Origin of the sequence: Paludibacterium denitrificans (genome assembly GCF_009707705.1) — a bacterium.
Classification (GTDB): Bacteria; Pseudomonadota; Gammaproteobacteria; order Burkholderiales; family Chromobacteriaceae; genus Paludibacterium_A; species Paludibacterium_A denitrificans.
This window is the reverse complement of the sequence record NZ_WLYX01000001.1, coordinates 852,889-866,649: the sequence shown is the minus strand read 5'-3', so window position 1 is coordinate 866,649 and position 13,761 is coordinate 852,889. Positions and strand designations below refer to the sequence as shown.

Here is a 13,761-nt window from a genome sequence, read left to right as displayed (position 1 = left end):
GTTAGACCGGGCGTTGGCTAGCTTAAGGTGCCAAGAGCATTCGTCAGACGGGTTCTGCGGCGAGTGGCTCCGGCTGTTCAAAGCACAGCTGTACTTTGTCGTCGGCATCTACCGTGATGGTGACTTCGCCGCCATCCACCAGCCGACCAAACAGCAACTCGTCGGCCAGCGCCTTGCGGATGGTGTCCTGAATCAGACGAGCCATCGGGCGGGCACCCATCAGCGGGTCGAAGCCATGCTTGGCCAAGAACGTTCGCAGGCTGTCGGTAAAGTGGGCATCCACTTTCTTTTCGGCCAACTGTTGTTCCAGCTGCATCAGGAACTTGTCCACCACCTGCAGGATGATCGCTTCATCCAGCGTCCGGAACGGAATGATGGCATCCAGACGGTTGCGGAATTCCGGACTGAATAGCCGCTTGATATCAGCCATTTCATCGCCCAGCGCCTTGCTGCCGGTAAAGCCCAGCGTCGGTTTGGAGAGGCTCTCCGCGCCCGCGTTAGTGGTCATGATGATGATCACGTTGCGGAAATCGGCTTTGCGACCGTTGTTGTCGGTCAGTGTGCCGTGATCCATCACCTGCAGCAGAATATTGAAAATGTCCGGATGGGCCTTTTCAATTTCATCCAGCAGCAGCACCGAGTACGGGCTCTTGTTGATCGCTTCCGTCAGCAGACCGCCCTGTTCAAAACCAACATAGCCGGGAGGCGCCCCGATCAGTCGGCTGACTGCATGGCGTTCCATGTATTCTGACATGTCGAACCGTACCAACTCCACACCCAAGGCATAAGCCAGCTGGCGGGCCACTTCCGTTTTGCCCACGCCAGTCGGGCCAGAGAACAGGAAAGAGCCGATCGGCTTTTGCGGATTACCCAGTCCGGAGCGTGTCATCTTGATGGCGGCTGCCGGGCTCTCAATCGCCTTGTCCTGACCAAACACCACATTGCGTAGATCGCGTTCCAGATTCTTCAGCACGTTTTTATCGTTGCTGGAGACATTCTTCGGTGGAATTCGCGCAATTTTGGCGACAATCTCTTCGATCTCTGCCTTGTTGATCACTTTTTTCTGCCGCGACTTGGGCAGAATCTTTTGAGCAGCGCCAGCCTCGTCGATGACGTCGATGGCCTTGTCCGGCAAATGACGGTCGTTGATGTAACGGGCCGACAACTCGGCTGCCGTGGCGAGCGCGGACTGCGTGTATTTCACCCCGTGGTGGGCCTCAAAGCGCGATTTCAGCCCTTTGAGAATTTCCACGGTCTGTTCTACCGTCGGTTCGTTGATATCTATCTTCTGGAAGCGCCGCGACAGGGCGTTGTCCTTTTCAAAAATGCCCCGGTACTCGTTGTACGTGGTCGCCCCAATGCAGCGCAGGCTGCCATTGGAGAGTGCCTTAATGAGCAGATTGGACGCGTCCAATGTGCCCCCCGAAGCGGCACCAGCACCGATCAGCGTATGGATCTCGTCGATGAACAAAATGGCCTGCGGATCATCACAAAGCTGTTTGATCACCGCTTTCAGCCGTTGTTCAAAGTCGCCGCGGTATTTGGTCTTAAGCCAGCAGGGCCCCCATATCGAGCGAGTACACCGTTGCGTTGCTCAGTACTTCCGGTACTTCATTGTTGACGATGCGACGAGCCAAGCCTTCGGCAATCGCCGTTTTGCCCACCCCGGCTTCGCCAACCAGCAACGGATTATTCTTGCGGCGCTTGCGACAGGATTTGTACCGTGCGTTCCAGCTCGTGTTCGCGGCCGATCAGCGGGTCGATCTTGCCGTCACGGGCTTGCTGGTTGAGGTTCTGGGTGTAGTTTTCCAGTGCGCCCCCCGGCCCGCTGGCTGCCTCTTCGCTCTCCACATCGCTGCCTTCGCGTGGTTCCGGCGGCTGTTGTGGCGAGCGTTGCTTGGTGATGCCGTGCGAGATGAAGTTGACTACATCCAGACGGGAAATTCCTTGCTGGTGCAGGTAGTACACCGCGTGCGAATCTTTTTCGCCAAAGATGGCGACCAAGATGTTAGCGCCGGTCACTTCCTTCTTGCCGGACGACTGTACGTGCAAGATGGCGCGCTGGATGACCCGCTGGAAGCCCGGGTTGGTTGGGTTTCCACTTCGGCATCGCCCGGTACGGTCGGCGTATGCTCGTCGACGAAGTCGGACAGCTGCTTTTTCAGTTGATCGAGATTGGCACCGCAGGCGCGCAAAACTTCGGCAGCGGAGGGATTGTCTGCCATGGCAAGCAGCAGATGCTCTACGCTGATGAATTCGTGCCGCTTGCGCCGGGCGTCCATAAACGCCATGTGCAGGCTTACTTCCAGCTCTTGGGCAATCATCAGTTTTCCTCCATTACGCACTGGAGCGGATATTGGTGTGCTTGCGCATACTGTAACACCTGCTCGACCTTGGTGGCGGCCACGTCTTTGGTATAAACGCCACACACGCCGCGGCCTTGCGTGTGCACCTGCAACATGATGCGTGTTGCTTTTCCCCGTGTCAGGTAGAAGAGCTGTTGCAATACTTCTACGACAAAATCCATTGGGGTGTAATCATCGTTCAATAACAAGACTTTATACATCGGGGGCGGTGTGGTGCGTACCCGTGAGCTTTCTTGTTCAACGTCGTCGTTGACCTGCGTTGTCATGGCAACTTTCAGTGTAACTGCGGTTTACTTCAATTTTGGCCCCGGACAACTTTTTTTCAAGTAGTGCGCATTCTTTTCCTTTCTGACTTGACGCTGCAACAATGGTTGCGTAGAAATGATGTCTGGTGCTTGGCTTAATTGTTTGGCATTGGGACGCTTGAGCCTGAGCCGCTTTAGGCTGTAGTTTGGTCGGCTTCACCAGCCTGTTTATGCAAGGAAGTAAAATGGCAATTGGTACCGTAAAGTGGTTCAACGACGCTAAGGGTTTCGGTTTCATCACCCCGGATGAAGGTGGTGAAGATCTGTTCGCTCATTTCTCGGCCATCAACATGCAAGGCTTCAAGACCCTGAAAGAAGGTCAACGAGTAAGCTTTGAAGTGACGACTGGTCCGAAGGGCAAACAAGCGTCGAATATTCAGGCTGCGTAATCCGGATTTTTACCCGCTGACGTCATGTCAGCGCTAAGACCGATACAGTCCAAGAGCCCGTCATTATTGGCGGGCTCTTCTCTTGTCTGGCTACAGGTTGGCCGAAACGGTGGTGGAGTCTGGCACAGCCAATAAAAAAGCCCGCCTTGGCGGGCTTGCTGTAGCCGTGTAGGTGCTTTTACATGCGGGCGATCATCGCATCGCCGAAGGCCGAGCAGGAGACCTCGGTTGCACCATCCATCAGACGGGCAAAGTCGTAAGTGACTTGCTTGTCGGCAATGGCCGCTTCCATGGCTTTGATCACCAGATTGGCGGCTTCCTTCCAACCTAGGTGGCGCAGCATCATCTCGGCAGACAGGATCAGCGAACCCGGGTTGACCTTGTCCAGACCCGCATACTTGGGGGCCGTACCGTGGGTGGCTTCAAAGCAGGCGTATTGGTCGGAGATGTTGGCGCCGGGGGCGATACCAATGCCACCCACCTGTGCAGCCAGTGCGTCGGAGATGTAGTCACCATTCAGGTTGCAGCAGGCAATCACATCGTACTCCGCCGGGCGCAGCAGGATTTGCTGCAGGAAGGCATCGGCAATCGCATCTTTGACGATGATTTCGTTACCGGTTTTCGGGTTTTTGAACGAGCACCATGGGCCGCCGTTGATCGGCTCGGCACCAAACTCCGTTTTGGCCAGTTCGTAGCCACTATCACGGAACAGGCCTTCCGTGAATTTCATGATGTTGCCCTTGTGGACCGGGGTTACGCTCTTGCGGTCATTGTCGATGGCATAGTTGATCGCGGCACGTACCAGGCGCTGGGTGCCTTCCACTGACACCGGCTTGATGCCGATGCCCGAGCTTTGCGGGAAGCGAATCTTGGTAACGCCCATTTCTTCTTGCAGGAACTTGATAACCTTCTTGGCGCCTTCCGAGCCGTTGGCCCATTCAATACCGGCGTAGATGTCTTCAGTATTTTCGCGGAAGATGACCATGTTGGTCAGTTCCGGCTGTTTCAGCGGGGAAGGAACCCCTTTGAAGTACTGTACCGGGCGTACGCACTGGTACAGGTCCAGTTCCTGACGCAATGCCACGTTGAGCGAACGGATGCCGCCACCGACCGGAGTGGTCATTGGGCCCTTGATCGAGACGGAGTATTCTTTCAGCGCGTCAAGGGTTTCCTTGGGCAGCCATTCATCCGGGCCATACAGTTGGGTGGATTTTTCGCCCGCGTAGACTTCCATCCAGTGAATTTTTTTCTCGCCACCATAGGCTTTGGCAACTGCTGCGTCGATCACCTTGATCATGACCGGAGTGATGTCGACACCAATCCCGTCACCTTCGATGAAGGGGATAATCGGGTTGTTGGGAATGGCTTGTCCTGGGATGATCTTCTGTCCGTTTGCCGGAACCTTGATATGGGATGCGCTCATGCTTTTTCTCTCCTTGCAAATGGGGGGCGTGGCATGTTTCCGTGTTTTTGTCGTGTCGCGGTGGATAACCGCTGGCACTCCCTATTGTAGTCCTCAGTCTCGGCTGTACCGAAGCTGTGATGCAGGATTATCCATCAAATGACTACGAAAATCGCGTTGGGTTGATTTTTATCTATGGAAACAAAAAAAGCACCAAGGCGAGCCTTGGCGCTTTTGTATGGCAAAGTGTCTGGGCACGACGATGAGGATGGCCGTGCCCGTGTGCTTTTCCTCAGGCGAGGGCGGCTGCGAGCATGCTGTTGAACGTTGCGCTCGGACGCATGACGGCGTCACACTTTTGCGTATCCGGCAGGTAGTAGCCACCGATGTCGGCTTAGCTTGCCTTGTACGGCTTTAAGCTCGTCGATGATCTGCTGCTCGTTCTCAGCCAGTGTTTTGGCCAACAGTGCAAAACGGGCCTGCAGTTCGGTATCCTCGGTTTGTGCGGCCAGTGCCTGTGCCCAGTACATGGCGAGGTAGAACTGGCTGCCGCGGTTGTCGAGCTCGCCGGTACGACGGGATGGCGACTTGTTGTTATCCAGCAACTTGCCAGTGGCATCGTCCAGCGTCTTGGCTAGGATCTTCGCCTTGTTGTTGCCGGTTTTGAGACCAAGCTCTTCCAGCGAAACAGCCGGGGCGAGGAATTCACCCAGCGAATCCCAGCGCAGGTGATTTTCTTCCAGCAGTTGCAGCACATGCTTCGGCGCGGAACCACCTGCACCGGTTTCGTACATGCCGCCGCCAGCCATCAGCGGAACGATGGACAGCATCTTGGCGGAAGTGCCCAGTTCCATGATCGGGAACAGGTCGGTCAGATAGTCGCGCAGAATGTTGCCAGTTACCGAAATGGTGTCTAGGCCGCGTACGACGCGTTCCAGCGTGAAGCGCATGGCGCGAACTTGCGACATGATCTGGATGTCCAGCCCGCTGGTGTCGTGATCTTGCAGGTATTTTTCGACTTTCTTGATCAGTTCATTTTCGTGCGGACGATACGGGTCCAGCCAGAAGACAGCTTGAGCATGCCGGAGTTACGGGCGCGGGTAACGGCCAGTTTGACCCAGTCGCGGATCGGGGCGTCTTTTACTTGGCACATGCGCCAGATATCGCCAGCTTCGACGTTTTGCGACAGCAGTACTTCGCCGGTAGCCGTCGACGATGTTGGCAACGCCGTCTTCCGGGATCTCGAAGGTGGTGTCGTGAGAGCCGTATTCTTCCGCTTTTTGTGCCATCAGGCCAACGTTCGGCACGGTGCCCATGGTCTTCGGATCGAAGTTGCCATGCCATTTGCAGAAGTTGATCATTTCCTGATAGATGCGGGCGAAGGTGGACTCCGGCATCACGGCCTTGCAGTCGGAAGGCTTGCCATCGGCACCCCACATCTTGCCGCCGTTGCGGATCATGGCTTAAGCATGGAAGCATCGACGATCACGTCGTTGGGCGAGTGGAAGTTGGTGATGCCCTTGGCCGAATCGACCATGGCCAGACGCGGACGATGTTCCTGGCAGGCGTGCAGGTCGCGGATGATTTCGTCGCGCTGGGATTCCGGCAGGGTTTCGATCTTTTCGTACAGCGTGGCCATGCCGTTGTTGACGTTGATGCCCAGTTCGTCAAACAGCTTGCCGTGTTTTTCGAAGGCGTCCTTGTAGTAGATCTTGACGCAGTGGCCGAACACGATTGGGTGCGACACCTTCATCATGGTGGCTTTTACGTGCAGCGAGAACAGGATGCCTAAGCTGACGGCAATCTTCCAGTTCCTTTTCGTAGAAGTCACACAGTGCTTTCTTGCTCATGAACATGGAGTCGATGATCTCGCCTTCCAGCAGCGGGATATTCGGCTTCAGTACGATGGTGTTGCCGCTCTGGGTGGTGAGTTCCATCTTCACGTTGCGCGCCTTGTCCAGGGTCATGGACTTTTCGCCGTGATAGAAGTCGCCATGGTCCATGTGAGATACATGCGTTTGCGACCATGCTTTCCACTCACCCATGGAGTGCGGGTGTTTTTTTGCGTAGTTCTTTACTGCCAGCGGGGCACGGCGATCAGAGTTGCCTTCGCGCAGTACCGGGTTCACGGCCGAACCCGGGCACTTGGCGTAGCGGGCCTTGATGGCTTTTTCTTCGTCGCTAGCCGGGTTTTCCGGATAGTCCGGAATGGCGTAGCCCTTGCTCTGCAGCTCTTTGACGGCGGCGATCAGCTGGGCCACGGAGGCGCTGATGTTAGGCAGCTTGATGATGTTGGTGTCGGGTTCTTGAGTGAGCTGTGCCAGCTCGGCCGTGGGTGTCCGGTACTTTCTGTTCGTCAGTCAGATAATCGCGGAATTCGCTGAGTACACGCGCTGCTACCGAGATATCGGCCGTGGCGACATTGATGCTGGCTGCATCGGTAAACGTACGGATGATGGGCAGGAAGGCGCGGGTAGCTAGTGCGGGGGCTTCGTCGGTCAGTGTGTAGATGATGGTCGGCTGTTCCGAGGGCATTACTCTATCTCCATGATTATTTTGACGTGAGAACGATTGCGCGAGGGGGCTTGGGTCTGTGGGACAAGCTCCCGCTAGGCGGCTTTGGTATATGGGGCAAGCTCTCGCTAGGCGCGTCGAAAAGCCTTGGAAAGGCGCGCTCCTGGTCCGCACTCTACATGGATCATGTAACGGGACGGTGATACCCGGAGACTTTCGGATGACTTTTCGGAAGTGAATTATACCTCGCATCGGGCACTCTGTTTGGTGCAGATACGAACTTTGATCGGTACAGATAGGCAAACAATGGTTCGAATGCGAATTTTAAGGAGCCGAATGTGCCGGTTGGCCGGGGTGTCGGTGTGAGGATATTGGCTTGCCCCGGGGATGGAAATGTTGTTGCCATGCCGCTGGTTCTGCGCTTACCGCGACCAGAGTCTGAATGGATGCGTTGGGATGGGGCTGTTGGCGGGGTAACTGTTTGGGGCAGACCTTGCTATTATCCGGCGCATGATTCATTTTCGCTTACCAGACAATGCCTCAGCTCATCTTGTTCAATAAACCATACGGTGTCATCTGTCAGTTTTCGCAGCATGAACGCCATCCGACACTGAAGGACCATATCGCCATTCCGGGGGTATATCCGGCCTAGAAGCTGGATACCGATAGCGAGGGGCTGCTGTTGTTGACGGGCGAAGGCAGTTTGCAGCACCGCATCAGCGATCCGCGCTGGAAGCTGCCGAAGACGTATTGGGTTCAGGTGGAGGGACAGGCGTCGGAAGCGCAGCTGGAGCAACTGCGGGCGGGGGTTGATCTGGGCGATTTCATTACGCGCCCGGCGCAGGTGCGGCAGATTGATACGCCTGAGCTGTGGCCGCGGGTGCCGCCGGTGCGTTTTCGCAAGACGGTGCCGGATTGCTGGCTGGAGATTATCATCAGTGAAGGCAAGAATCGTCAGGTGCGCCGGATGACGGCCAAAGTGGGGCTGCCGACCTTGCGGCTGGTGCGGGTGGCCATTGGTCCGTGGCGGCTGGATGACCTGGCGCCCGGCGAGTTGCGCCAGTTGACGGTGAATCTTGAAGATTTGCCCCGTGTCCCGCATGCTAACCGCGCCGGTGGTGCGGCCCCGGCAGGCCGATCTCCGTCAGCCACGGCGCCGTCGCCAACCTTCCGCTTTGCCCGCAAGCCGAAACGGTGAGGCATTGAACGCAGGGCTGGCCTTGCGGCGGCCCGGCCTGTTGCCTAACTACACTGCACACGATCGATGATGTGAGCAGTGTGTGTGCATGACTACCCGAGGTGAGAGCATGCTGATCCCCGAATATTACAACCCGGTAGCGCGCGACATCGCGCTGGCGCTGATCGAAGGCTTCAATAAGCACTACCGCCTGTTTCGTGAATGCAACCGTCAGGCCAAGACGCTATTCGAGGAAGCCAACTGGCAGGGGTTGCAGCAGTCGATCCGCGATCGTATCCAGTTTTACGATGACCGGGTGAGGGAAACGGCCATCCGCTTGAGCCGGGAATTTCACGCCGGTTTGCTGGATGATGAAATCTGGCAACAGGCCAAGCTGTATTTCATTGGCCTGCTGACCAATCACAAGCAGCCGGAGTTGGCCGAAACCTTCTTCAATTCGGTTTTTACCCGCATCCTGCATCGCGATTACTTCAACAACGATTTCATCTTCATCCGGCTTAAGCGATTTCCACCGAGTACATCGAATCCAATCCGCCGTCGTATCGCAGCTATTACCCGCGCCACAGCAATCTGCACAAGGTGATGCAGCAGATCATTACCGACTTTGACTGGAAGCGGCCCTTTGCCAATCAACGGCGTGATCTGGCGTTTGTGTTGCGCAAGGCCGATGAGTTTCTGGAACATCGTTGGCCGAAAGCCGAGGCCAATCTGCAGATTCAGGTGTTGTCGTCACCGTTTTACCGCAACAAGACGGCGTATATCTTTGGCAAGGTGCTCAACGGTGGCAGCAGCTACCCGTTTGCCATTCCGGTGTTGCACGACGCCGAGGGCAAGCTGTATCTGGATACGGTGTTGCTGGAGCCTTGGCGTATTGGCGTGCTGTTCTCGTTCAGCCGCGCCTATTTCCCGGCGGATATGGAGGTGCCGTCCGGCTACGTGCAGTTCTTGCGTTCGATGTTGCCGACCAAGACCAAGGCCGAGCTGTATACCATGCTGGGCCTGCAAAAGCAGGGCAAGAACACTTTTTACCGCGATTTCATGCACCATCTGCAGCATTCCAATGACCAGTTCATCATCGCGCCGGGGATTCGTGGTTTGGTCATGCTGGTGTTCACGCTGCCGTCCTATCCGTATGTATTCAAGCTGATCAAGGACGTGTTCGGGCGCACCAAGGAGGTTGACCGGGCGACGGTGGAACGCAAATACCAGCTGGTGAAGCATCACGACCGGGTGGGGCGCATGGCTGATACGCTGGAGTTTTCCAACGTGGCTTTCCCCAAGGCGCGTTTTACCGATGAGCTGATCGAGGAGCTGCGCACGCTGGCGCCGTCGATGATCGAGGAAACCGACGACGCTATCATTATCAAGCACGTTTATATCGAACGGCGCATGAAGCCGCTCAACCTGTATCTGCAAACCTGTACGCCGGAAGAAAAAGACGCGGCGGTGCGCGATTACGGCAATGCCATCAAGGAGCTGGCTTCGGCCAACATCTTCCCCGGCGACATGCTGTTCAAGAACTTTGGGGTAACGCGTTACAACCGGGTGATCTTCTACGATTACGACGAAATCGAGTACATGACCGATTGTAATTTCCGCGTGATTCCGGAAGCGCCCAACCCGGAAATGGAGATGTCCGGCGAGGTATGGTATCCGGTGGCGCGTAACGACGTGTTCCCGGAGGAGTTTGGCACCTTCTTGCTGGGTGATCCGCAGGTACGCAAGGTGTTTCTGCAGTATCACCGGGATTTGCTCGATCCCCGTTTCTGGCAGCATCGGCAGGAGCGCATCCGTCAGGGCTATATCGAGGATTTTTATCCGTACCCGATCGAAATGCGCTTTATCAACTGCTATGCCAGCCGCTATGGTGGCCATGGCAAAGCGGCGGCCAGTGGCGGCCCGGAAGTGATGACGGTTTAGCCGTGAGCCATGTCAAAAGGGGAAGCCTGAGCTTCCCCTTTGGGTTTGTGGCCGGTATCGTCGCGCCGTCAGTGGGCGTGGGAAACTTCAAAGTAACCGATAGGCCCCGCGCTGGTCAGCCCGACATGAAAGCAGGAGTCTTCCGGAAAGGTTTCTCCGATGCATTCTGCGGCGCGTACCACCTCGAACAACACCTCCGCCTCCTTGAAATGCTTGTACAGCATGACATTTCCTTGCAGCCAGTGCTGAATCTCGGCCGCTTGCGGATGCTCGTTTTCCAACGTCAAACACTCCCCGATATTGCCAACCGGGCTCAGCGCCGGTGGCATGCTGATGTGGCGTTCGGCCAACTGGCGCAAGGCCAGATCGGCAAAGCGAGTGAGCTGCCGGTTGGCGCGCTCGCGTACCGTGACCAGGGAAATACTGCCATCCTCTTCCGTCAAGCCAAACAGCCGAACCAGACCGGGACTTACGGCAGTGCTATCGGACATCTAGGTTCTCCTTGCAAGGTGTCATCAGAACTTCATGGTTTATTGTAGGCAATGTTCAGCGTTTTGCTTAACTCAATCCACCAGTTTTTTCAATGCATATAACAATTCCAGCGCTTGCCGTGGTGTCAGCTCGTCCGGGTCGATTTCGGCCAACTTGTCTGCCAGTGGATTGGCTGGTGCTTCGGCCGGTAACGGCAGCGGTGCGGCAAACAGATCGGGCTGCTGGCGTGCGATGGACTGGTTTTCCAGTTCGGCCAGATAGTGTTTGGCTTCGCGGATCACCTTGGGCGGCACCCCTGCCAACTGCGCCACGGCGAGGCCATAGCTCTGGCTGGCTGGCCCGTCTTCCACATGATGCAGAAACACGATGCGGTCCTTGTGCTCGACCGCAGACAGATGCACGTTGGCCACGCTGGGGTAGTCGCTGGCTAACTGCGTCAGCTCGAAGTAATGGGTAGCAAACAGCGTGTAGGCGCGGCTTTTCTCAATCAGCGCCTTGGCGATGGCCCAAGCCAGCGCCAGCCCGTCAAAGGTGGAGGTGCCACGGCCGACTTCATCCATCAGCACCAGCGAGTGTTCGCTGGCGTTATTGAGGATGTTAGCGGTTTCGGTCATTTCCACCATGAAGGTGGAACGGCCACCGGCCGGTCGTCGGAGGCGCCGATGCGGGTGAAAATCCGGTCGATCGGGCCGATCACGGCGCGGCTGGCTTAAGCACGAAGCTGCCGATGTGTGCCTGCAGCGTGATCAGCGCATTCTGCCGCATGTAGGTGGATTTACCGCCCATGTTCGGGCCGGTGATCAACAGCAGCTTGCGCTCGGCACTCAGGCGGGTGTCGTTGGCAATGAAGCGCTCGACCTCGGCTTCCACCACCGGATGACGGCCATTGATGATCTCCAGCCGTGTGTCGTTGACGAATTCCGGTTCAACGTAATTGTGGAAAACAGCGCGCTCGGCAAACGCCGCCAGCACGTCCACACCCGCCACGGCCTGGCAATCAGCTTGAGGTCAGGAATGAACGGTGCCAGTTGGTCCAGTAACGCGTCGTACAGCTGTTTTTCCAGAGCCAGCGCACGGTCCTGCGCCGACAGCGCTTTGTCTTCGAACTCTTTTAACTCTGGCGTGATGTAACGCTCGGCGTTTTTCAGTGTCTGACGGCGGCGATAGTCATCCGGCACATGCTCGGACTGCGCCTTGGATACTTCGATGTAAAACCCGTGCACGCGGTTGAATTCGACTTTCAGCGTGCTGATGCCGGTGCGTGCCTTTTCGCGTGCTTCCAGTTGCAGCAAGAAGTCGCCGCAGTCGGTTTGCAGCGCGCGCAACTCGTCCAGGTTGGCCGAATAGCCGTGGTTGATTACCCCGCCTTCGCGCAACAAGACCGACGGCTCCTGCAGAATGGCGGCCTGCAACAGCGCAACCACTGGCGATTGTTCCGGCAGCAGCGCAGCCAGTTCTTGTAGTAGCGGTGCCTCCAGTGGTTCGGCCAACGTCTTGACGGCCGACAGCGCGGCCAGCGAATCGCGCAGTGCCGCCAGATCGCGCGGGCGGGCACTTTTCAGCGCCACGCGCGCGGTGATGCGTTCGATATCCGCCACCGGACGCAGTGCCTGGTGGATGTCGGCATGTATCGGTAGCAGGGCGCGCACGGCTTCCAGCCAGCGCGTGAGCTTGCCGTGCTGGCGGATGGGGTGATGCAGCCAATGGCGCAGCAAGCGGCTGCCCATGCTGGTGGCGCAGGTGTCCAGTAATGACGCCAGCGTGGGCGACGGTTCGCCACGGATGGTTTCGGTCAGTTCCAGATTGCGGCGGGTGGCGGCATCCATGCGGATCAAGTCGCCGAGCGTCTTCCACGGCCAGTCCGGAGATGTGCGCCGGATTGACGCTTTGCGTGGTCTTGACGTATTCCAGCAAGGCTCCGGCAGCGCCGACAGCAACCGGCAGGGTGTCGGCGCCAAAGCTTACCAGATCGTGCGTGCCAAAGTGGCGAGTCAGCGCCAGCTGTGCCGATTCGCCGTCAAACTGCCACGGCGGCAGTTTCTTGCGCGGCATGGTCAGCTGGTCGAACAGCAGCAGGCCGGTATCGTCCGGAATCACCAGTTCGGCAGGACGCAGGCGTTCCAGTTCGCTGGCCAGTTCGTCCACGCTGGTTTGCATGATCTTGAATTCGCCGCTGGCCAGCGAGAGCCGTGCTAAGCCCAGCGTCCCCTTGACCAGATTGATGGCCATCACCAGATTGTCGCGTTTGTCGTCCAGCAAGGCCGCATCGGTAAGCGTGCCGGGTGTGACGATGCGTACCACCTTGCGCTCCACCGGGCCCTTGGCCAGTGCCGGGTCGCCAATCTGCTCGGCAATGGCCACCGATTCGCCCAGTTTCACCAGCCGTGCCAGATAGCCTTCTACCGCGTGATAGGGCACCCCGGCCATTTTGATCGGCACGCCCGCGCTGGCGCCGCGCGTGGTGAGGGTGATATCCAGCAGACGGGCCGCTTTTTCGGCATCGTCATAAAACAGCTCGTAAAAGTCGCCCATGCGGTAAAACACCAGTTTGTCGGCATGTTCGCGCTTGATGGCCAGATACTGCTGCATCATGGGCGTGTGTTTGGCTTCGTGTTCGCTGCTTTTTTTCATTTAAATCGTTATAACTTCGCGGTTGGCGTATTACGCCCCGGTTGGCATGGACCAGGCCGGGGGAAGGGCATCTGTGTTGTCAGGCGCTGGCGATATCGGGCCAGCGCCGGTTGTGGTGGTCATCGTAAGCGGTGACGGCCGCTATTATGCGGGCTGTGCTTAAGCTCCGTGCTGGTTTGTTGGTGCCTCATTGCTGTAGCGGAGCGTTTATTCGGCTTGCAACCGGTCAACCTGGCGTTCGGCCAGAAGGGGCACGATTTGCCCCAGCACGATCTGCTGAAAAGCCGTGCTGCTGATGTGGGTCTGATGGGCGGCCGCATCGACATATTCTTCATACAGGACAAACAGGTTGGCATTATCCAGCCCGTGGTGGACTTGATAACGCAGGCAGCCCGGTTCCTGCCGGGCGGCCTTTACGGCATGTTCCAGCCAGTGCGCAACGTCAGCCGCTTTGCCCGGCAAGGCAACCCAGCGGGCGATAATGACGACAGTCGGATTCATATCAGTGCATCCTTGTGAGGAAGTGGCTACTGTACGACTGCTG

Annotated in this window: 9 protein-coding genes and 4 pseudogenes; 4 read left to right on the top strand and 9 right to left on the bottom strand. The window is 57.2% G+C overall.

Annotated features, from left to right (window positions below):
- Window positions 1–43 precede the first annotated feature (43 nt).
- The 4 genes and pseudogenes from GKE73_RS26905 to clpS all read right to left on the bottom strand — a co-directional run bounded on the left by GKE73_RS26905 (window position 44) and on the right by clpS (window position 2,632).
- Complete coding sequence (locus GKE73_RS26905) at window positions 44–1,507, bottom strand: AAA family ATPase (protein WP_512698897.1); 1,464 nt, start codon at window positions 1,505–1,507, stop codon at window positions 44–46.
- A 40-nt stretch (window positions 1,508–1,547) separates the two neighbouring features.
- Window positions 1,548–1,685, bottom strand: coding sequence for an AAA family ATPase (locus tag GKE73_RS26900; protein WP_512698896.1), 138 nt, complete (start codon window positions 1,683–1,685; stop codon window positions 1,548–1,550).
- Between the two features lie 4 nt (window positions 1,686–1,689).
- Window positions 1,690–2,282: pseudogene (locus tag GKE73_RS26895) on the bottom strand (Clp protease N-terminal domain-containing protein).
- Between the two features lie 41 nt (window positions 2,283–2,323).
- Window positions 2,324–2,632 carry an ATP-dependent Clp protease adapter ClpS gene (gene clpS / locus GKE73_RS05855; RefSeq protein WP_230369414.1) on the bottom strand — a complete coding sequence of 103 codons (309 nt, stop codon included), beginning with the start codon at window positions 2,630–2,632 and terminating at the stop codon, window positions 2,324–2,326.
- A gap of 224 nt (window positions 2,633–2,856) precedes the next feature.
- On the opposite strand from clpS, the gene GKE73_RS05850 reads away from it, so the two are divergent.
- The gene (locus GKE73_RS05850; RefSeq protein WP_230369413.1) at window positions 2,857–3,060 is read left to right on the top strand and encodes a cold-shock protein; all 204 of its coding nucleotides are present in this window, start codon (window positions 2,857–2,859) and stop codon (window positions 3,058–3,060) included.
- A 178-nt stretch (window positions 3,061–3,238) separates the two neighbouring features.
- Here GKE73_RS05850 and icd read toward each other — a convergent pair whose 3' ends face one another.
- Both icd and GKE73_RS05840 read right to left on the bottom strand, forming a co-directional pair.
- Window positions 3,239–4,483, bottom strand: a complete 1,245-nt coding sequence (gene icd, locus GKE73_RS05845; RefSeq protein ID WP_230369412.1) for an NADP-dependent isocitrate dehydrogenase — start codon at window positions 4,481–4,483, stop codon at window positions 3,239–3,241.
- Window positions 4,484–4,754: 271 nt separating this feature from the next.
- A pseudogene (locus tag GKE73_RS05840) lies at window positions 4,755–6,997 on the bottom strand (NADP-dependent isocitrate dehydrogenase).
- A gap of 514 nt (window positions 6,998–7,511) precedes the next feature.
- On the opposite strand from GKE73_RS05840, the pseudogene GKE73_RS05835 reads away from it, so the two are divergent.
- The 3 genes and pseudogenes from GKE73_RS05835 to aceK form a co-directional block, all read left to right on the top strand.
- Window positions 7,512–8,066, top strand: a pseudogene (locus GKE73_RS05835) (pseudouridine synthase); the annotation flags it as partial.
- Window positions 8,067–8,283: 217 nt separating this feature from the next.
- Complete coding sequence (locus GKE73_RS25370) at window positions 8,284–8,757, top strand: isocitrate dehydrogenase kinase/phosphatase AceK regulatory subunit (RefSeq protein WP_376767277.1); 474 nt, start codon at window positions 8,284–8,286, stop codon at window positions 8,755–8,757.
- Window positions 8,679–10,094 carry a bifunctional isocitrate dehydrogenase kinase/phosphatase gene (gene aceK / locus GKE73_RS05830; protein ID WP_376767411.1) on the top strand — a complete coding sequence of 472 codons (1,416 nt, stop codon included), beginning with the start codon at window positions 8,679–8,681 and terminating at the stop codon, window positions 10,092–10,094. The genes GKE73_RS25370 and aceK overlap by 79 nt, the downstream gene beginning before the upstream one ends.
- A 68-nt stretch (window positions 10,095–10,162) precedes the next feature.
- Here aceK and GKE73_RS05825 read toward each other — a convergent pair whose 3' ends face one another.
- The 3 genes and pseudogenes from GKE73_RS05825 to GKE73_RS05815 form a co-directional block, all read right to left on the bottom strand.
- Window positions 10,163–10,585 (bottom strand): hypothetical protein, encoded by a 423-nt coding sequence (locus GKE73_RS05825; protein ID WP_230369411.1) that lies wholly within the window; start codon window positions 10,583–10,585, stop codon window positions 10,163–10,165.
- Between the two features lie 72 nt (window positions 10,586–10,657).
- Window positions 10,658–13,217: pseudogene (mutS, locus tag GKE73_RS05820) on the bottom strand (DNA mismatch repair protein MutS).
- A gap of 207 nt (window positions 13,218–13,424) precedes the next feature.
- A complete protein-coding gene (locus tag GKE73_RS05815) occupies window positions 13,425–13,718 on the bottom strand; it encodes a putative quinol monooxygenase (protein WP_230369410.1) in 294 nt (97 codons plus the stop codon).
- Between the last annotated feature and the right edge of the window lie 43 nt (window positions 13,719–13,761).